Consider the following 17529-nt stretch of genomic DNA (forward strand, 5'->3'; position numbering starts at 1 on the left):
GGACCGCTGTGTCAGGATGATCGCTCCGGCGGTCGGCCGACGGCCGGAGCGACGCCCGCCCCGCTGGAGCCGCCCGTGACCACCCTCCCGACCGCACCGGAGACCGCGAAGCCCACGCGCCGGCTGCTCGGCGTGGAACTGCTGATCGTCCTCGGCCTCTCCCTCGGGGCCAGTGGCGTCAGCGCGCTGATCAGCTTCGCGGCCTCGCTCACCGAACCGATCCAACTCGGCCAGCAGGTCGCCACGTTGAACGGCTCGCGGGCGCCCGGTCGGCCCTGGCTGGACCTGGTGTGGCAGCTGTACTACATCGGGCGCGGCCTGATGCCGGTGGTGCTGGTCGGGTACCTGCTGGTGCGCGAGGGCGCCGCGCTGCGGGTGCTCGGCTTCGACCTCGGGCAGAAGCTGCGCGACCTCGGCCGGGGCGCCGCCGTGGCGGCTGCGATCGGCGGCTCCGGGCTCGTGCTGTACCTGGCCTCGCAGGCGGCCGGCTTCAACCTGACGGTGGCGCCGTCCGGGCTGCCGGACGTGTGGTGGCGGGTCCCGGTGCTGGTGCTCTCCGCGTGGCAGAACGCCGCCCTGGAGGAGGTCGTCGTCCTCGGCTACCTGCTGCGCCGGCTCGGGCAGCTGGGTTGGTCGTGGCCGGCGGCGGTGGTGGCGAGTTCGGTGCTGCGCGGTTCGTACCACCTGTACCAGGGGGTCGGCGGGCTGGTCGGCAACATGGTGATGGGGGCGGTGTTCTGCCTGCTGTACCGGCGCTGGGGGCGGGTGATGCCGCTGGTCGCGGCGCACGCGTTGATCGACACGGTGGCCTTCGTCGGGTACGCGCTGCTCGCCGGGCACGTCAGCTGGCTGCCGACCCCCTGAGCGGGAGGCGCCCGGTCGGGGTGCGCGGCGGCCGGGCGAGCAGGCGGTCGACGTGCCGGCGCTCCAGGCCCGGGCCCGGGTCGATCGGCAGCAGCAGGCGGTCGCGGCGCCAGAGGGAGTTGCGGACCAGCCGCGGCGGGATGACGTCGTCCACCCAGGCGAACGGGCGGCCCGCGGCGTAGCGCAGCAGCGGGGCCCACTTGCGGGCCGAGAGCAGCTCCATCAGCGGGACGCGCGGGTCACCGGGCTGCGGGACGTCGCCGGTGAAGCGGACCAGCGGGAGGGCGGGCAGGCCGATGGCCGGGGCGATGTGCGCATTGGCGTGCTCCTCCCAGGTGGTGGCCCACACGAGTTCGTAGGTGCCGGCCAGCTCGCGCAGCCAGGCGCCGTGCCGGGCGGAGAGGAGCACCGAGTAGCCGAACAGGGTGTGGGTGTCGAACCCGGCGTCCGGGTGCGGGCAGACCGGGTTGAGCACCCCGTCGACGTCCAGGAACAACAGCGGCTTCGGCACCAGTGGCCCCCCAGAGACGGTGGTGTGACTTACCTGGTCGGACGAACCTGGCGTACCAGTGGTTGCGTACGGCCGGGCGCACGCGGGGCGCACGGGGCGCTCACGGCGCGGCCACCGGCTCGGCGGCGGCCACCGGTGCGTCGGCGGTGCTCCTGCGGGCCAGTCGGCGGACCTGAGGCTCCAGCAGCACGACCGCGCTGAGCACCAGGCAGACGACGGCGCAGGCCCACAGCGCGCCCGAGAGGCCGAGCACCGTGGCCGCCGGGCCGGCCAGCGCGATGCCGATCGGGGACAGCGAGAAGGAGCCGAGCTCGTCGTACGCGGCGACCCGGGAGAACATCTCCTCGGGGATCTCCTGCTGGAGCGCGACCATCCAGTTGACGCCGAAGACGGTGACGCCGACCCCGGACAGGAACATCGCGAGAGCGAGCAGCGGCAGCGGCGCCTCCGCCGCCAGCGCCAGGGCGGGCACGCCGAACAGGAACACCCCCCAGTTGCCGACCAACAGGATCCGGCGGGGCCGCCAGCGGGCCATCAGCACGCCGGTCACCACCAACCCGACGCCGTAGGCGGCCATCGCCAGGCCCCAGTCGGACGCCCCGCCGAGGCGCTCCTTGGCGACCGTCGGCCCGTAGACCGACTCGACCGCGCCGATGCAGGCGACCAGGACGGAGAACTGCGCCACGACCACCCAGAGCCAGCGGCGGGAGGCGAACTCCCGCCAGCCCTCCCGCAGATCGCGCAGCATGCTGTGGCCCTGCGGGGCGGGCGCCTGCTCGGCCTCCAGGAAGAACCGGAGCGAGGCGGCGACCAGGAAGCAGGCGCCGTCCAGGGCGAGCACCCAGCCGGGGCCGACGGCGGCGGTGAGCGCGCCGCCGAGCGCGGCGCCGCCGATCTGGGAGGCGTTCTGGCCCATCCGGAACACCGAGAAGGCCCGGGCGGCGTGCTCCGGGGCGACGGCCTGCAGCATCATGCCGCCGGAGGCGGGGGAGTAGAGCGCGTACCCGGCGCCGCCGGCGGCGGAGAGCAGCATCAGCTGCCAGAGCCGGATGTCCCCGGACAGCACCAGCGCGGCCAGGACGACCTGGGACAGGCCGCTGAACAGGTTGGCGGCGACCATGAGGTGGTGCCGGGGCATCCGGTCGGCGAGGGCGCCGCCGACCACCAGGAGCAGGACGGTGGGCAGCAGCCGGGCGGCGGTGACGTAGCCGACCTCGGACGTGGTGCCGCCGTGGCCGAGCACGGCGAAGGCGGTGGCGATGGGGGCGCCGGCGTTGCCGAGGCCGCTGACCACGGTGGCGGCGGTCTGGATGCGGAAGTTGCGGCTCGCCCAGGCGAGGCGGCGGGGGCGCGGGGGTCGGGTCGGCACCTGGAGACTATGGCCGCGGTTCGTACAGCTGTCCATCGGGTTTTCGCGGCTGGGACGGGCTCAGCCCAGGTGGCCCCAGAGGAAGGTGAGGGTGCGGCGCCAGGCGGTCGCGGCCTGGAGCGGGTCGTAGGTGCCGAGCGGGTTCTCGTCGTTCATGAAGGCGTGGCCGGCCGGGTAGAAGTGGATCTCGGGGCGGACGTCGGTGGCCTCGCCGATCCGGATCGCGGCCTCGTCGACGGCGGCCATCGGGATCGAGCCGTCCAGTTCGCCGAAGTGCCCCAGGACGTGGGCGGTCAGGCCCCGATAGTCGAAGTCCGGGTCGGGCGGGAGGCCGTAGAAGGGCACCACCGCGGCGACCCGGTCGCCCTCCCGGGCGGCCAGCAGCAGGGCGAAGCCGCCGCCCATGCAGAAGCCGACCACGCCGACCGCGTCGCCGACCACGCCCTCCAGGGCGAGCAGGTGGTCGACGGCTCCGGAGAGGTCCTCGACGGCCCGCTCGACCGGGAGTTCGCGGGTGAGCCGGGCCGCCTCGGTGCGGTCGTGGGTGGTGGCGCCGCCGAACAGGTCGGGGGCCAGCACGGTGAAGCCCTCGGCGGCGAAGCGGTCGGCCATCGTCGCGACGTGCGGGGTGAGGCCCCACCACTCCTGCACCACCACCAGGCCCGGCCCGATGCCCTGGGGCGGGCGGGCCAGGTACCCGTGCGCGGTACGGCCGTTGCTCGGGAAGGCGACGTTCTGCCGGGAGCCGCCCTGGTCAGGCATGGGTTCCTCGCGGGGGGTCGGGCCGGATGCGGCGGGGACTCGACGGGGGCGGGCTCAGCCCATCTCCTCCAGGGCGCGGCCCTTGGTCTCCTTGATGCAGAAGGCCACGAACGGGATGGAGAGCAGCGCGAAGGCCGCGTAGATGACGTACGTCGCCGACAGATTCCAGTCGGCGAGGTTGGGGAAGCTGACGGTGATCGCCCAGTTGGCGATCCACTGGGCCGAGGCGGCGACGGACAGCGCGAGCGCGCGGATCCGGTTGGGGAACATCTCGCCGAGCAGGACCCAGACCACCACGCCCCAGGAGAAGGCGAAGCAGAGCACGAAGACGTGCGCCGCGATCAGGGCGACGGTGGCGTGGGTGTTGTCGAGGGTGGCGGTGTCCCCCGTGCCGTGCCGGTACGAGAACGCCCAGGCGGCGGTGCCCAGCGCGAGCGCCATGCCGATCGAGCCGGCCAGGGCGAGCGGCTTGCGGCCGATCCGGTCCACCAGCGCCATCGCGATCACCGTGCCGATCACGTTGATGATCGAGGTGGAGAGGCTGATCAGCAGCGAGTTGGACTCGTTGATGCCGACCGACTGCCAGAGGAAGGAGGAGTAGTAGAAGATCACGTTGATGCCGACGAACTGCTGGAACACCGAGGCCCCGATGCCGACCCAGACGATCGGCAGCAGGCCGAACCGCCCGCCGAGCAGGTCCTTGAGCCGGGGCTTGTGCGAGGACTCCAGCACCGCGCGGATCTCCGCGACCCGGGTGTCCAGGTCGACGTCCTCGCCCTCCACCTCGCGCAGCACCTTGCGGGCCTGGTCCTCCCGGTGGTCGGCGATCAGGTAGCGCGGCGACTCCGGGATGGCGAGCGCCATCAGCCCGTACACCAGGGCCGGGATGGTCTCCACGCCGAGCATCCACTGCCAGGCCTGGATGCCGCCCAGGTGGCCGGTGGACTCGCCGCCGGCGGCCTGGTTGAGCGCCCAGTTGGCGAGCTGGGAGATGGTGATGCCGAGCACGATCGCCATCTGCTGAAAGGAGGCGAGCCGGCCCCGGTAGGCGGTCGGCGCGACCTCGGCGATGTAGGTCGGCGCGATCACCGAGGCGATGCCGATCGCGATGCCGCCGACCACGCGCCAGGTGGCCAGCACCTGGATGCTCGGCGGGAACATCGAGCCGATGCCGCTGATCGCGAACAGGGTGGCGGCCAGCAGCATGGTCCGGACCCGGCCGAGGTGGTCGGCGAGCCGGCCGGCGGCCACCGCGCCGGCCGCCGAGCCGAGCAGCGCGATGGCCACCACGAAGGCCGTTTCGCCGTTGCCCACGGCGAAGTGCTTCTGGATGCCCGTCACCGCACCGTTGATCACCGCGCTGTCGTAGCCGAACAGGAACCCGCCCATCGCGGCGGCGGCGGAGATGAAGATGACGTGCCCGAGGTGGGCCTCGCCCGCCCGGTGGCTGTTGAGTGTGGACAAGCGCGCTCCCCGAGGTGGACGGGCCCGCTCTGACGGCCGAGTGGGCAGGGCTCGTCTCACATTCGAGCAGCGGCGGGGCCGCCCTGCTCGAATTGGGCGCCGATCGGGTGATCCGGGGTCAGTCACCCGGGGCGCGATGGGCCGTTCGCGCCGGGAGCGTGGACGGTCGGACGCGCCCCCGGGCCAGCCGGTGCGCCCGCCGGGCCAGTTGACGCGCCCCCGGTCGGTCGGCGCGCCCCGGTCAGCCGGCGCGCCGCTGGAGCCGGCGCAGCAGTTGGGTGCGGGCGGCGGCGTCCTGGTCGCGCCGGCGGTGCGGGGCGTTCGCGCGGCCGGCCTCGCGCTCGGCCAGCCGGTCGGCGATCGACTGCTGGGCGTCGGCCGGCTTCTTGTCGTCGTACTTGAACTTGGCGCGCACCTCGCGGACCGTCAGGCGGAGCCCGCGCAGGCCGGGGAGCAGCCGGGAGAACTCGCCCTCACCGGGCACCACCCGGGTCTCCGGCGTCTCCGGCTGGAAGTGCGCCAGCTGGCGGTTGAGGATCTCCGCCTTGCCCGCCGCGGACTCGACGAGCTCGGCGGTGCAGTGGAAGTGGACGGAGGCGTAGTAGCTGGTGGGCGTGCCCGGCTCGCCGCGCCAGTGGCCGGGCGCGAAGGCGTAGCCGTCAGTGACCGCGAGGGTGACCTGCGGGTCGGCCCGGACGGCGGCCAGCAGCGGGTTGGGCGTGGCGAGGTGGAGCAGGATCTCGCCGCGCTCGGCGTCCAGCAGGAAGTGCGTCGGGACGAGCACCGGGCCCTCGCCCGGTCCGCCGTTGGCGGCGAGCAGGCCGAAGTCGCGGCCCTCGGCCAGCCAGGCGCGCCACTCCTGTTCGTCGCCGCGGTCCCAGGATCTGATCAGCATCGGCGGGCCCTCCGTCAGCGGGGGTAGCCGCGCAGGTGCGCGGGCAGCGGGACGGTGGTGGAGGCGGCGGGCTCGGGGGTGCCGTGCACGGTGGTGACCGGGATCAGGCCGGACCAGTGGGGCAGGTCGAGGTCCTCCGGGTCGTCGTCGGCGCCGTCGTCGCGGGTCTTGGCCGAGACCTCGTCCAGGTCGAGCCGCAGGACGGCGGTGGCGGCGAGTTCCTTGGCGTTGGCCGGGCGGACGTCGGCGGAGCGGCCGGGGATCGCGTGGTCGACCAGCGCGGCCAGCGCGACGTCCAGCTCCTCGGGGTCGGTGACCTGGTGGGCGGTGCCGTGGGCGACCACCGAGCGGAAGTTGACCGAGTGGTTGAACGCGGACTTGGTCAGCACCAGCGCGTCGACCAGGGTGACGGTGAGGCAGACCGGCAGGCCCTGGTCGGCGGAGGCGTTGCGCAGCGGACGGCTGCCGGTGGAGCCGTGGACGTACAGCCGGCCGCCGACGCGGGCGTAGATGGTCGGCAGGACGACGGGGGCGCCGTCGGCGACGAAGCCGAGGTGGCAGATGTACGCGTGGTCGAGGATGTCGTGGATCGCCTCCTGCTCCCAGGTGGCGCGGTCCTTGTAGCGGGTGGGGGTGGTGCGGGGGGTGCGGGAGTAGCTGGCGGAGCCTTCTGAAGGGGCCGACATGACAACCTCTATGTACTAGTGCATAATTTGCTTTGTGCTAGGAGACTATCCGCTGAAAGGGCGACGCGCCAGCGAAATCGCGTCCCACATCGAACAGGGCGTGAGCACCGGACGCCTCGCCCCCGGAACCGCGCTGCCCCCGCTGCGCGACCTCGCCACCGAACTCGGCGTCAACCCCAACACCGTCGCCGCCGCCTACCGGCTGCTCCGCGACCGCGGGGTGATCGAGACCGCCGGTCGCAAGGGCAGCCGAATCCTCCCCAGGCCCGCGCTCACCCCGCGCGACCAGATCCGCGTCCCCGTCCCCCCGCACGCCCGCGACCTGTCCGCCGGCAACCCCGACCCGGCGCTGCTGCCCGACCTCGCCCCGGTCCTCGCGGCCGCCGCCGCGGCCGCCCACGCCGAGCCCGTCCTGTACGGGCACCCGGCCATCGACCCCGGGCTGCTCGCGCTCGCCCGCGCCTCCTTCGAGGCCGACGGCCTGCCCGGCGGCCCGATCGCCGTCGCCTCCGGCTCGCTCGACACCATCGAGCGCATCCTCGCCACCCGGCTGCGCCCCGGCGACGCCGTCGCCGTCGAGGACCCGGGCTGGGGCAGCCTGCTCGACCTGCTGCCCGCGCTCGGCCTGCGGCCCGCGCCCGTCCGGCTGGACGACGAGGGTCCGCTGCCCGACTCGCTCGCCGCCGCGCTGGCCGAGGGCGCCCGCGCGGTGGTGGTCACCAGCCGGGCGCAGAACCCGACCGGCGCCGCGATCACCGCCCGCCGGGCCGAGGAGCTGCGGACCGTCCTGGCCGAGCACCCCGGCGTGCTGCTGATCGAGGACGACCACGGGCACGGCATGGTCGACCAGCCGTACCACTCGCTGGTGGGTGCCGGCGCGCAGCACTGGGCCGTGGTGCGCTCGGCGGCCAAGGCGTACGGCCCGGACCTGCGGCTCTCGGTGGCCGTCGGCGACCAGGACACCATCGGGCGGGTGACCGGGCGGCTGCGCCTGGGCGCCGGCTGGGTCAGCCACCTGCTCCAGCGGGCCGTCGCCGAACTGTGGCGCACCGACGCGGTGCCGGTCGCCCGGGTGGCCGGCGTCTACCGGGCCCGCCGGGACGCGCTGCTCGGTGAACTCGCCGCGCGCGGCATCGAGGCGCACGGCGAGAGCGGACTGAACGTCTGGGTGCCGGTGCCGGACGAGACTTCCGTGCTGGTGGCGCTGGTGCAGCGCGGCTGGGTCGCGGCGCCCGGCGCGCGCTACCGCATCCAGTCCCCGCCCGGGCTGCGGCTCACCGTGGCCCAGCTGGAACCGGCGGACGCGCAGCGGCTGGCCGAGGACCTGGCGGCCGTGCTGGGGGCGGGCGGGGCCGGTTCGCGGCTGGTGTGAACCGGGCTCCGCCGGTCCGGTTCGACCCGTGCGCTCCGCCGGTCTGAACCCGGTGCTCCGCTGGTCTGAACCCGGCGGTAACAAAGCGGGAAACCTGGTGCAGATACCTAGCGGTAACCAGTGCGGGCATGTCATGTTCATCGCGCCACCGGCCGGCGGCCCACCCTCACCTAGGCGTCCTCCCGTCCCCACCGCACGGGAAGACCGAGCCGCAGGAGTTCCGCCGTGCCCGAAAACAGTTCGAGCATCACCCGCAGCGCCCCTCGACTCCGCCGACGGCTGCTCACCGCGGCCCTCGCCCTCCCGCTGGCCGCCGGCGGTCTGATGGCCGGCGGCCTCGCCGCCGCCGCGCCGGCCGCCGCGGCCCCCTCCGTACCCCTCGCCGCACCGGGCGGCCCCACCGCCAGCGTCACGCTCGGCGACAGCTACATCTCCGGCGAGGCCGGCCGCTGGATGGGCAACGCCGCCGGCACCAGCGGCAGCCGGGCCGGTACCGACCGCGCCTGGAACGGCAGTTCCGCCGACGCCTCCCGGATCTACGGCCCCACGGCCGCGAGCGGCTGCGACCGCTCCGACGTCGCCGAGGTGCTCAGCGCCTCCACCGGCGCGCAGAACGAGATCAACCTGGCCTGCTCCGGCGCCGTCACCGCGAACATCTTCCGCGCCGCCAGCGGCGGCCAGACGCTCAAGGGCGAGGCCCCGCAGGCCGACCAACTCGCCACCGTGGCACGGCAGAACAACGTCAAGCTGATCACGCTGTCGATCGGCGGCAACGACCTCGGCTTCGGCGGCATCATCTCCAACTGCGTCCAGGACTACCTCATCTGGTACTCCTACTGCCACGACTCCGCGCAGTCCTCGATCGACTCGAAGATGCCCACGGCGATGGCCGGGGTCGGCAAGGCGATCGACGAGATCCGCGCGGTGATGGCCGGCGCCGGCTACGCGCAGGGGGACTACCGCCTCGTCCTGCAGTCCTACCCCTCGCCGATCCCGCGCAGCGCCGAGATGCGCTACCCGGAGAGCGGCTGGACCCGCTCGAACACCGGTGGCTGCCCGTTCTGGGACGGTGACGCCGACTGGGCGCGCGACTCGATGGTGCCGCAGATCTCCAAGTCGCTGGCCGGGGTCGCGGCGTCCAAGGGCGCCCAGTTCCTCGACCTCTCCGACATGCTCCAGGGCCGCGAGGTCTGCTCGACGGCCACCCGGCAGCCGACCGCCACCGCCGGACCGTCCGCGACCACCAGCGAATGGGCGCGCTTCCTGGACGGCGGCCTCAACTCCACCCAGGGCGTGCTGCAGGAGTCGATGCACCCCAACTACTACGGGCAGCAGGCGCTCGGGCGCTGCCTGACCCTGCTGTGGGGGCAGAGCAGCGGCGACTACGCGTGCCGCAACACGGCGGGGCAGGACGCGGGCGGGATGTACCTGGCGGCGCGGTGACGCCGTGACGTTGTGGCGCTCGGCGCCCGTTCTCCGGATCGGTTCCGGAGGCGGGCGCCGGGTGGCTCAGCCCTTGGCGAGCAGGGCCTGGGCGTGCGCCCGGACCTGGTCCTTCGTCAAGTAGGCGTCGGTGTACTCGAAATCGCGCATCCGGGCGGGCTGCCGGGCGAGGAAGCCGGTCCGGACGAAGTCGTCCCCGGCGGTCGCGTTGAGCAGCCAGTTGGCGCCCACCCGGAACTTGGCCGCGTTGGTGCGCATCGCCATCAGATGGTAGCCGCGGGCCACCAGCTGGGCCGGCACCCCGTGCAGCTCCACGCCGAGCGGCTTGGACACCGCGTCCTTGCCGCCCAGGTCGACCACCAGGCCCAAGTCCTTGTGGTAGTAGGGCTCCAGAGGCTGGTCGCGGAGCGCGGCGATCACGTTGTCGGCCACCACGCGGCCCTGCCGGGCGGAGTGCTGGGCGGTCGGCGGGCAGACCGCGCCGTCGCCCTTGGCGAGGTCCGGCACGGCGGCCGCGTCGCCCAGCGCGAACACGCTCTCGAACTGCGGCACCCGCATCTCCGCCGTCACCGCGAGCCGGCCGCGGACCGTCTCCGCGTCCAGCGTGCCGATCAGCGGGCTCGCGGCCACCCCGGCGGTCCAGATCAGCGTGCGGCAGGGCAGCACCCGGCCGTCGGTGAACTTGACCGACTCGGCGCCGACTTCGGCCACCGAGACGCCCAGCGACACCTCGATGCCGCGGCCGCGCAGCACCTCCAGAGCGGCCAGGCCCAGCGCGTCGCCCAGCTCCGGCATCAGCTTCGGGGCGATGTCGATCAGGTGCCACTTGATCTGCCGGGTGTCCAGGCGCGGATAGCGGTGGGACGCGGCGGTGGTCAGGCGTTGCAGGCAGGCGGCCGTCTCGGTGCCCGCGTAGCCGCCGCCGACGACCACGAACTGGAGCCGGGACTCGCGCTCCCGCTGGTCCAAGGTGGCCGAGGCGAGGTCGAGTTGGGCGATCACGTGGTCGCGGACGTAGGCCGCCTCGGCGAGCGTCTTCATGCCGCGGGCGTAGTCGGTCAGGCCGGGGATGTCGAAGGTGCGGGTGACGCTGCCGGGGGCGAGGACCAGGTAGTCGTACTTCTGCGCCACCACCTCGTCGGTGATCTTGCGGACCACGCACACCTTGGAGGCCGGGTCCACGCCGATCGCGCCGCCCGGAACGATGTGGGTGCGGCGCAGCGTGCGGCGCAGGGAGACCGCGACCGACTGCGGGGTCAGCACGCCGGCCGCGACGTGCGGCAGCAGGGGCAGGTAGAGCTGGTAGCTGAACGGTGTGACCAGCGAGATCTCGGCCTCCGACGGCGCGAGCTTGCGTTCGAGTCGGCGGGCGCACTCCAGGCCGGCGAAGCCACCGCCCACGATCAGGATCCGAGGTCGTTCCATCGCTCATCCCTTTGCCGTGCAGGTCGTAACCGCGAAGGTCCCCATTGCTGTCCGCCACACTCGCACGGAGCAGCGGGGGCTGCCACCGGGGTGGGGCGGATGGTGGAGGGGCGGGGCGGGGGGCGTACGGAGGGGAGGAGGTGACGGGTCGGCACCGATAGGCTGTCGGGTGTGCTCCCCGAGGTGACGGCGGTCCGTTATGTGACGCCACTGCGAGAAGGCGGCTCGATGCCGGGCCTGGTCGAGGCCGACGACCGGCGGCTGTACGCGCTGAAATGGGTCGGTGCGGCGCAGGGCCGGAAGGCGTTGGTGGCGGAGGTGCTGGCCGGGGAGTTGGGCCGGCGGCTCGGGCTGCCGGTGCCGGAGCTGGTGACGGTCGACCTGGATCCGGTGCTGGCCCGCAGCGAGCCGGACCAGCAGGTCCAGGACCAGATGCGGGCCAGTGGCGGGACCAACCTCGGGATGGCCTTCGTCAGCGGCGCGCTCAACTTCGACCCGCTCTGCTTCGAGGTGGATCCGGAGCTGGCCGGTCAGGTGCTCTGGTTCGACGCGCTGATCGGCAATGTCGACCGCTCCTGGCGCAACCCCAACCTGCTGGTGGCGACCGGCGGGCTGCGGCTGATCGACCACGGCGCGAGCCTGATCTTCCACCACCACTGGGCGGGCGCCGCCGCCTGGGTGCGCCGCCCGTACGACGCCTCCGACCACGCGCTGCTGCGGGCCCGGCCGGACCTGACGGCCGCGGACAAGGCGCTCGCGCCGCTCGCGGAGGCCGCGATCGAGGGCGCGGTGGCGAGGATCCCGGAGGTCTGGCTGCTGGACGAGCCCGGCTTCGACTCGCCCGAGGCGGTGCGCGCCGCGTACCGCGCCCAGCTGACCGGCCGACTGGCCGGTCCGCGCGACTGGCTGCCGGAGGTGCCCGCATGACCGAGCCGAGGACGCCCGCGCTGCCGGCCGCCGTCGAACTGCACGACTACGAGTACGCCGTGATCCGCGCGGTGCCGCGGGTGGAACGCGGCGAGTGCGTCAACGTCGGGGTGCTGCTGTACTGCCGGCAGAACGGGTACCTGGCCGCGCGCACGCACCTGGACCAGGCCCGGCTGCTGGCGCTCGACCCGGTGGCGGACGTGAACGGGGTGCGGCGGGCGCTGCACGGGATCGAGGCGGTGTGCGCCGGGGGCCCGCAGGCCGGTCCGGCGGCGGGGGACAGCCCGGGGCAGCGGTTCCGCTGGCTGACCGCTCCGCGCAGCGCGATCGTCCAGCCGGGGCCGGTGCACACCGGGCTGACCGCGGACCCGGAGCCGGAGCTGCGGCACCTGTTCGATCAGCTGGTGCTCTAAGCTCTGTCGACCGGCCGGAAGCTCTGTCGACCGGCCGGTGCTGCAGTTCTGGTCAAGCCGTCGACGGTTGCCGTGGTCAAAGCTTGAGTTGCTGAAGCACTCGGCCGTACGCTGACCCCATGGGTTCGACAGCGACGACGACCGTACCGACCAACGCCGAGTTGATGGAGGCGTTGGCCGCCGTCGGCGCCGCGTATTTCCAGGACTTCGCGGCGGCCGCGGCCCGGCACGGGCTCTCCTCCTCGCAGGCCAAGGCGCTCGGCGCGGTGCAGGAGCCGGTGCCGATGCGGGCGCTGGCCGGACGGCTGGGCTGCGACGCGTCCAACGTCACCGGGATCGTGGACCGGCTGGAGACGCTGCGCCTGGCCCACCGGGAGGCCGCCGCCGGCGACCGCCGGGTGAAGATCGTCGTGATCACGGACGAGGGCCGGGAGATCCTGAACCGCATCCGCGGCGAGATGGCCCGCACCCACCAGGCGTTCGAGGCGATGACCGACGAGCAGCGGATCGCGCTGCACTCGATCTGCGGGCAGGTCCTGCCGGTGCTGGCCGGCCGGGCCGGCGCCGCGCAGTAAGCCAGCCCAGTAAGCCGCCCGGTAACGGACCGCGCCGTGCCCGGCGGGAGCCGCCGGGCGGGCCCGGCCGGAGCCGTCCGCTCCGGCCCGGGCCGTAGCCGCCCGAGGCGCCGACGTTCCGGCTGACCTCGGCTGTTAGGCTTGCGAAGCGTGAGCGCGAAGCCCCAGATCCCCAATGTCCTGGCCTCCCGGTACGCCTCGGCGACCCTGGCCCAGCTGTGGTCCCCCGAGCACAAGGTGGTCCTCGAGCGCCACCTGTGGCTCGCCGTCCTGAAGGCCCAGCAGGACCTCGGTGTCGAGGTACCGGCGAACGCCGTCGCCGACTACGAGCGGGTGATCGACCAGGTCGACCTCGGCTCGATCGCCGCCCGTGAGCGGGTCACCCGCCACGACGTGAAGGCCCGCATCGAGGAGTTCAGCGAACTCGCCGGCCACGAGCAGATCCACAAGGGCATGACCTCCCGGGATCTGACCGAGAACGTCGAGCAGCTGCAGATCCGCCAGTCCCTGGAGCACGTGCGCGACCGTACGGTGGCCGTGCTGGTCCGGCTGGCCCGCCTGTCCGCCCAGCACTCCGCGCTGGTCATGGCCGGCCGCTCGCACAACGTGGCCGCGCAGGCCACCACCCTGGGCAAGCGCTTCGCGTCGATCACCGACGAGCTGCTGGTCGCCTTCCGCCGCCTGGAGGAGCTGATCGCCCGCTACCCGCTGCGCGGGATCAAGGGCCCGGTCGGCACCGCCCAGGACATGCTGGACCTGCTCGGTGGCGACACCGACAAGCTCGCCGAGCTGGAGCGCCGGGTCGCCGGGCACCTCGGCTTCGACAACGTGTTTATCAGCGTCGGCCAGGTCTACCCGCGCTCGCTGGACTTCGAGGTGCTCACCGCCCTCGTCCAGCTGGCCGCCGCGCCGTCCAGCCTGGCCAAGACCATCCGTCTGATGGCCGGCCACGAGCTGGTCACGGAGGGCTTCAAGGAGGGCCAGGTCGGCTCCTCGGCGATGCCGCACAAGATGAACACCCGCTCCTGCGAGCGCGTCAACGGCCTGGCCGTCATCCTGCGCGGCTACGCCTCGATGACCGGCGAGCTGGCCGGCGACCAGTGGAACGAGGGTGACGTCTCCTGCTCGGTGGTGCGCCGGGTCGCGCTGCCGGACGCCTTCTTCGCCTTCGACGGCCTGCTGGAGACCTTCCTGACCGTCCTCGACGAGTTCGGCGCCTTCCCCGCCGTGATCGAGGCCGAGCTGGACCGCTACCTGCCGTTCCTCGCCACCACCAAGGTGCTGATGGGCGCGGTGCGCGCGGGCGTCGGCCGGGAGACCGGGCACGAGGTCATCAAGGAGCACGCCGTCGCCTCCGCGCTGGCGATGCGTGCGGGTGGCCGCGAGAACGAGCTGCTGGACCGGCTGGCCGCCGACGAGCGGATCCCGCTGGACCGGGCCGGGCTGGACGCGCTGCTGGCCGACCGGCTCTCCTTCACCGGTGCGGCCGGCGCCCAGGTCGCCGAGGTGGTCCGCCAGGTGGAGGCCGTCGCCGCCGCCTACCCGGAGGCCGCCAAGTACGCTCCGGCCGACATTCTCTGACGCTTCGTCAGTTGGCTGAGGGCCCTGCCGCCGATCCGGTGGCGGGGCCCTCGTCCGTGTGGACGTGGCCCGGGTCGAGCGGCGGGGTGGTGCCGCAGGCCCACTCGCAGTCCGGCTCGGCCACCGGGCGGTCCGCCGGCGCGAGCACGTTGCCGCGGACGGTGGCGAAGGCCGTCAGCCCGCCGGTGACCAGCAGCCCGGCGCAGATCAGCATCGCGGTGCGGAAGGCGGAGTCCACCGCGGACGGCACCCGGTAGGCGTCGCCGCTCAGCCCGGCGAGCGCGGGCAGCGCGGCGACCGCGAGCAGCCCGGCCGCGCGGGCGGCGGCGTTGTTGACGTCGCTGGCGATGCCCGCGTGCCGGACCTCGACGGCGGCCAGCACCGTCGCCGTCAGCGGCGCGACCAGCAGGGTCATCCCGCAGCCCAGCACCGTGACGGCGGGCAGCACGTCCGCCCAGTAGGAGGAGCCGGGGCCGATGCGCAGCATCAGCAGCACCCCGGCGGCGCACAGCAGCGGACCGACGGTGAGCGGGATCCGGGGGCCGATCCGCTTGCCCAGCCGCCCGGCGCGCGCCGACAGGGTCAGCATCAGCACGGTGATCGGGACCAGGGCGAGGCCGGAGATCAGCGGGGAGAAGCCGGAGACGATCTGCAACTGCACCACCAGTAGGAAGAACACCCCGCTGAACGCCGCGTAGACGCAGAGGGTGACCAGGTTGACGGCGGTGAACAGCCGGGAGGAGAAGAGGCCGAGCGGCAGCATCGGCTCGGCGGCGCGGCGCTCGACCGCGATGAAGGCCGCGCCGAGCAGCAGGCCGATCGCGCCGGTGAGCCAGACCGCGGGGGACAGGCCCTCTCCGGCGGCGGTCAGCGCGTAGGTGATCGCGCCGAGGGCGAGCGCGGCGAGCAGCGCGCCGAGCACGTCGAAGCGGCCGACGGCGCTCTCGTTCCGGCTCTCGGGGACGAACCGGGAGGTGACCGCGACCACGGCGGCCGCGAGCGGCAGGTTCAGCAGGAAGATCCACCGCCAGCCGGGGCCGTCCACCAGCCAGCCGCCGAGGAAGGGGCCGACCGCGGCCGACACCCCGCCGAGGCCCGACCACAGGCCGACCGCCGCCGAGCGGTCGTCCGGGTGGAAGACGGCTTGCAGCATGGCGAGCGAACCGGGGGTGAGCAGCGCCCCGCCGATGCCCTGGACGGCGCGGGCGGCGATCAGCACGTGGATGGTGGGGGCGGCGGCGCAGGCCGCGGAGGCGGCGGCGAACCAGAGCACGCCGATCAGGAAGACCCGGCGCCGGCCGTACCGGTCGCCGAGTGCGCCGCCGAGCAGGATCAGTCCGGCCAGGGTGAGCAGATAGGCGTTGAGCGTCCACTGCAGGGACGCGAGGGAGGCGCCGAGATCGGTGCCGATGCGGGGCAGCGCGACGTTCACCACGGTGCCGTCGAGCATCGCCATGCTGGAGCCGAGCACCGTCGCGAGGAGGACCCAGCGTCCCCGCGAGGTGCCCAGGCGCAGTGTTCCTGCTTCGGAGGTGGCCACGCGCCGATCCTGCGCCCGTGGGGCGTACGTGACAAGGGTCACCGGGGGGTGTGTCGGTGGGTGCGCGGTGCGTGAGCGGGTGGGTGCGCAGCGGTGGCGGAATCGGCGCAGCGTCGTGGATCAGTGGCGCCGGGTGAATGGATTGTGCACGTACGGTGCAGCTGATCATTCGGAGGGTCACCGCAGCTCGGGGGGTTGTTGCCGGTTCAAGTGATCGACATTGCTTCACCCGAACGGATGGGTTTTAGTTCAGCGACCGCCCGGCCAGTCCGGACGGATCCACCGGGTGGAACGCCGAATCCTGCCGCTGCCCGGTGGCTCGCACCGAACTCTGTACGGCAGGAGCGGGGGACCCACAGGTAAGTCGCCGGACCGGAAACGGCACGCTTTCGCGTACCCGGATCCAGGGCCGGCTAGGGGTGAAGCCGCATGTGCGGCCGGGCAACTCCAGCCCGAACCCGACAGCTCACCTCGCAGGCGTCGGAGAGGAAAATTCCATGCCTGCACAGGCTCGTCGTATCGCCCTGCCCCGCGCCGCCCGCATCGGGATCGCCACCGCCGTCACCGGTGTCTCCTTCGCCCTGCCGCTCGTCACCGCGATGAGCGCCCAGGCCTACCCCGCGCCGGCCGCCGCCGTCACCGCCGCCCCGGCCGCCGCTCCCGCCGACCAGGCCCAGGCCCCGTCGCAGGAGAGCTACCGCGTCGTCAGCGGCGACACCCTGTCCCGGATCGCCGACGCCCAGCACGTCGACGGCGGCTGGCAGGCGCTGTACGACCACAACCGCGAGGTCGTCGGCGGCAACCCGGACCTGATCTTCCCCGGTCAGCAGCTCGTGATCGCCGGCCAGGCCGCCCCGGCCAAGCCCGCTGCCCCGGCGAAGCCCGCCCAGCCGTCCGCCCAGGATGCCGCGCCGGCCACCACCGCCGCCAAGCCGCAGGCCCAGCTGGAGGTCCGGACCGAGGCGGCCAAGCCGTCCGCCCAGCTCCAGACCCAGGTGCAGACCGCCGCGCCGACCACCGCGGTCACCGCCGTGCCGGTCGCCGCCGCCTCGGCCTTCGTCGCCCCGCTGGCCAGCCCGAAGCTGGGCACCGCCTACGGCGTGGCCGGCTCGATGTGGGCCTCCGGCCACCACACCGGCCAGGACTTCGTCGCCTCCACCGGCACCCCGCTGCGCGCCGTCGGCAACGGCGTCGTGGTGAAGGCCGGCAACGGCGGCGCCTACGGCAACGAGGTCGAGATCAAGCTCGCCGACGGCCACTTCGCCGAGTACGCGCACCTGTCCTCGATCGGTGTGAAGATCGGTCAGGCCGTCAAGGCCGGACAGCAGATCGGCCTCTCCGGCGCGACCGGCAACGTGACCGGCCCGCACCTGCACTTCGAGATCCGCAACGGCTCGGAGTACGGCTCGGACATCAACCCGGTCGCCTACCTGCGGGCCCACGGCGTCGCGCTCTGACCCGTACCGGATGCACCGGATGCACCGGATGTGCCGGATGCGTCGGGTGAGGAACCACCGCTGCTACGGGGCGAATCGACCGCCCGGGATGGTCATGTCGGGTGACCGCTCGACCGGGTGATCGCCGCAGCAGTGGACATGGGCGCGGGACCGGCGGCGGCGAGTTCGGCGATCGCCTCCGTAAAGGCATCCCCGGGGCGGGGACTGAACCGCAAGGACACCGCGCCACCGATGTCGGCGAGTTC

At 73.6% G+C, this 17529-nt stretch carries 16 protein-coding genes and 1 riboswitch; of the genes, 8 read left to right on the forward strand and 8 right to left on the reverse strand.

Annotated elements, in window-relative coordinates; all coding sequences use genetic code 11:
• The first annotated feature begins 75 nt into the window (after positions 1–75).
• Complete coding sequence (locus tag AB0R04_RS35640) at positions 76–864, forward strand: CPBP family intramembrane glutamic endopeptidase (protein ID WP_363377884.1); 789 nt, start codon at positions 76–78, stop codon at positions 862–864.
• On the opposite strand, the gene AB0R04_RS35645 is transcribed toward AB0R04_RS35640, so the two are convergent.
• From AB0R04_RS35645 to AB0R04_RS35670, 6 genes are all read right to left on the reverse strand, one after another.
• Positions 842–1375, reverse strand: coding sequence for an HAD domain-containing protein (locus tag AB0R04_RS35645; RefSeq protein ID WP_363377886.1), 534 nt, complete (start codon positions 1373–1375; stop codon positions 842–844). The genes AB0R04_RS35640 and AB0R04_RS35645 overlap by 23 nt on opposite strands.
• Positions 1376–1475: 100 nt before the next feature.
• Complete coding sequence (locus tag AB0R04_RS35650) at positions 1476–2744, reverse strand: MFS transporter (protein ID WP_363377888.1); 1269 nt, start codon at positions 2742–2744, stop codon at positions 1476–1478.
• Positions 2745–2804: 60 nt separating this feature from the next.
• Positions 2805–3506, reverse strand: coding sequence for an alpha/beta fold hydrolase (locus AB0R04_RS35655; protein ID WP_363377890.1), 702 nt, complete (start codon positions 3504–3506; stop codon positions 2805–2807).
• Positions 3507–3560: 54 nt separating this feature from the next.
• Positions 3561–4970 (reverse strand): sugar porter family MFS transporter, encoded by a 1410-nt coding sequence (locus AB0R04_RS35660; RefSeq protein WP_363377892.1) that lies wholly within the window; start codon positions 4968–4970, stop codon positions 3561–3563.
• 241 nt (positions 4971–5211) lie between these two features.
• On the reverse strand, positions 5212–5865 hold the full coding sequence (locus AB0R04_RS35665; RefSeq protein WP_363377894.1) for an FMN-binding negative transcriptional regulator: 654 nt from the start codon (positions 5863–5865) through the stop codon (positions 5212–5214).
• 14 nt (positions 5866–5879) lie between these two features.
• On the reverse strand, positions 5880–6551 hold the full coding sequence (locus AB0R04_RS35670; RefSeq protein ID WP_363377896.1) for a pyridoxamine 5'-phosphate oxidase family protein: 672 nt from the start codon (positions 6549–6551) through the stop codon (positions 5880–5882).
• Between the two features lie 34 nt (positions 6552–6585).
• On the opposite strand from AB0R04_RS35670, the gene AB0R04_RS35675 reads away from it, so the two are divergent.
• Both AB0R04_RS35675 and AB0R04_RS35680 read left to right on the forward strand, forming a co-directional pair.
• A complete protein-coding gene (locus tag AB0R04_RS35675; protein ID WP_363377899.1) occupies positions 6586–7923 on the forward strand; it encodes an aminotransferase class I/II-fold pyridoxal phosphate-dependent enzyme in 1338 nt (445 codons plus the stop codon).
• A 225-nt stretch (positions 7924–8148) separates the two neighbouring features.
• The gene (locus AB0R04_RS35680; RefSeq protein ID WP_363377901.1) at positions 8149–9366 is read left to right on the forward strand and encodes a GDSL-type esterase/lipase family protein; all 1218 of its coding nucleotides are present in this window, start codon (positions 8149–8151) and stop codon (positions 9364–9366) included.
• A 66-nt stretch (positions 9367–9432) separates the two neighbouring features.
• Here the strand turns inward: AB0R04_RS35680 and AB0R04_RS35685 are convergent, their stop codons facing one another.
• Positions 9433–10791: an NAD(P)/FAD-dependent oxidoreductase gene (locus tag AB0R04_RS35685; protein WP_363377903.1), complete on the reverse strand. Its 1359-nt coding sequence runs from the start codon at positions 10789–10791 to the stop codon at positions 9433–9435.
• Positions 10792–10962: 171 nt separating this feature from the next.
• On the opposite strand from AB0R04_RS35685, the gene AB0R04_RS35690 reads away from it, so the two are divergent.
• The 4 genes from AB0R04_RS35690 to purB all read left to right on the forward strand — a co-directional run bounded on the left by AB0R04_RS35690 (position 10963) and on the right by purB (position 14287).
• The gene (locus tag AB0R04_RS35690) at positions 10963–11718 is read left to right on the forward strand and encodes a HipA family kinase (protein WP_079136059.1); all 756 of its coding nucleotides are present in this window, start codon (positions 10963–10965) and stop codon (positions 11716–11718) included.
• Positions 11715–12131: a DUF3037 domain-containing protein gene (locus AB0R04_RS35695; protein WP_363377905.1), complete on the forward strand. Its 417-nt coding sequence runs from the start codon at positions 11715–11717 to the stop codon at positions 12129–12131. The genes AB0R04_RS35690 and AB0R04_RS35695 overlap by 4 nt, the downstream gene beginning before the upstream one ends.
• A 119-nt stretch (positions 12132–12250) precedes the next feature.
• On the forward strand, positions 12251–12706 hold the full coding sequence (locus AB0R04_RS35700; protein ID WP_063350221.1) for a MarR family transcriptional regulator: 456 nt from the start codon (positions 12251–12253) through the stop codon (positions 12704–12706).
• A gap of 150 nt (positions 12707–12856) precedes the next feature.
• Positions 12857–14287 carry an adenylosuccinate lyase gene (purB, locus tag AB0R04_RS35705; protein WP_363377908.1) on the forward strand — a complete coding sequence of 477 codons (1431 nt, stop codon included), beginning with the start codon at positions 12857–12859 and terminating at the stop codon, positions 14285–14287.
• A 7-nt stretch (positions 14288–14294) separates the two neighbouring features.
• On the opposite strand, the gene AB0R04_RS35710 is transcribed toward purB, so the two are convergent.
• Positions 14295–15827, reverse strand: coding sequence for an MFS transporter (locus AB0R04_RS35710; RefSeq protein ID WP_363377910.1), 1533 nt, complete (start codon positions 15825–15827; stop codon positions 14295–14297).
• Between the two features lie 312 nt (positions 15828–16139).
• A riboswitch (cyclic di-AMP (ydaO/yuaA leader) is annotated at positions 16140–16322 on the forward strand.
• Positions 16323–16324: 2 nt separating this feature from the next.
• Between AB0R04_RS35710 and AB0R04_RS35715 the strand changes: the two genes are divergently transcribed.
• Positions 16325–17284 (forward strand): LysM peptidoglycan-binding domain-containing M23 family metallopeptidase, encoded by a 960-nt coding sequence (locus AB0R04_RS35715; protein WP_363377912.1) that lies wholly within the window; start codon positions 16325–16327, stop codon positions 17282–17284.
• Positions 17285–17529: the final 245 nt, after the last annotated feature.

The sequence above is a fragment of the Kitasatospora sp. NPDC056731 genome (genome assembly GCF_040687675.1).
In the GTDB taxonomy this organism is placed as follows: Bacteria; Actinomycetota; Actinomycetes; order Streptomycetales; family Streptomycetaceae; genus Kitasatospora.

What these genes read in the sequence shown, in the direction of transcription:
- AB0R04_RS35655 (WP_363377890.1), bottom strand. Translation starts at nt 3,506, where the DNA reads ATGCCTGACCAGGGCGGCTCCCGGCAGAACGTCGCCTTCCCGAGCAAC.
- AB0R04_RS35700 (WP_063350221.1), top strand. Translation starts at nt 12,251, where the DNA reads ATGGGTTCGACAGCGACGACGACCGTACCGACCAACGCCGAGTTGATG.
- AB0R04_RS35685 (WP_363377903.1), bottom strand. Translation starts at nt 10,791, where the DNA reads ATGGAACGACCTCGGATCCTGATCGTGGGCGGTGGCTTCGCCGGCCTG.
- AB0R04_RS35715 (WP_363377912.1), top strand. Translation starts at nt 16,325, where the DNA reads ATGCCTGCACAGGCTCGTCGTATCGCCCTGCCCCGCGCCGCCCGCATC.
- AB0R04_RS35695 (WP_363377905.1), top strand. Translation starts at nt 11,715, where the DNA reads ATGACCGAGCCGAGGACGCCCGCGCTGCCGGCCGCCGTCGAACTGCAC.
- AB0R04_RS35665 (WP_363377894.1), bottom strand. Translation starts at nt 5,865, where the DNA reads ATGCTGATCAGATCCTGGGACCGCGGCGACGAACAGGAGTGGCGCGCC.
- AB0R04_RS35670 (WP_363377896.1), bottom strand. Translation starts at nt 6,551, where the DNA reads ATGTCGGCCCCTTCAGAAGGCTCCGCCAGCTACTCCCGCACCCCCCGC.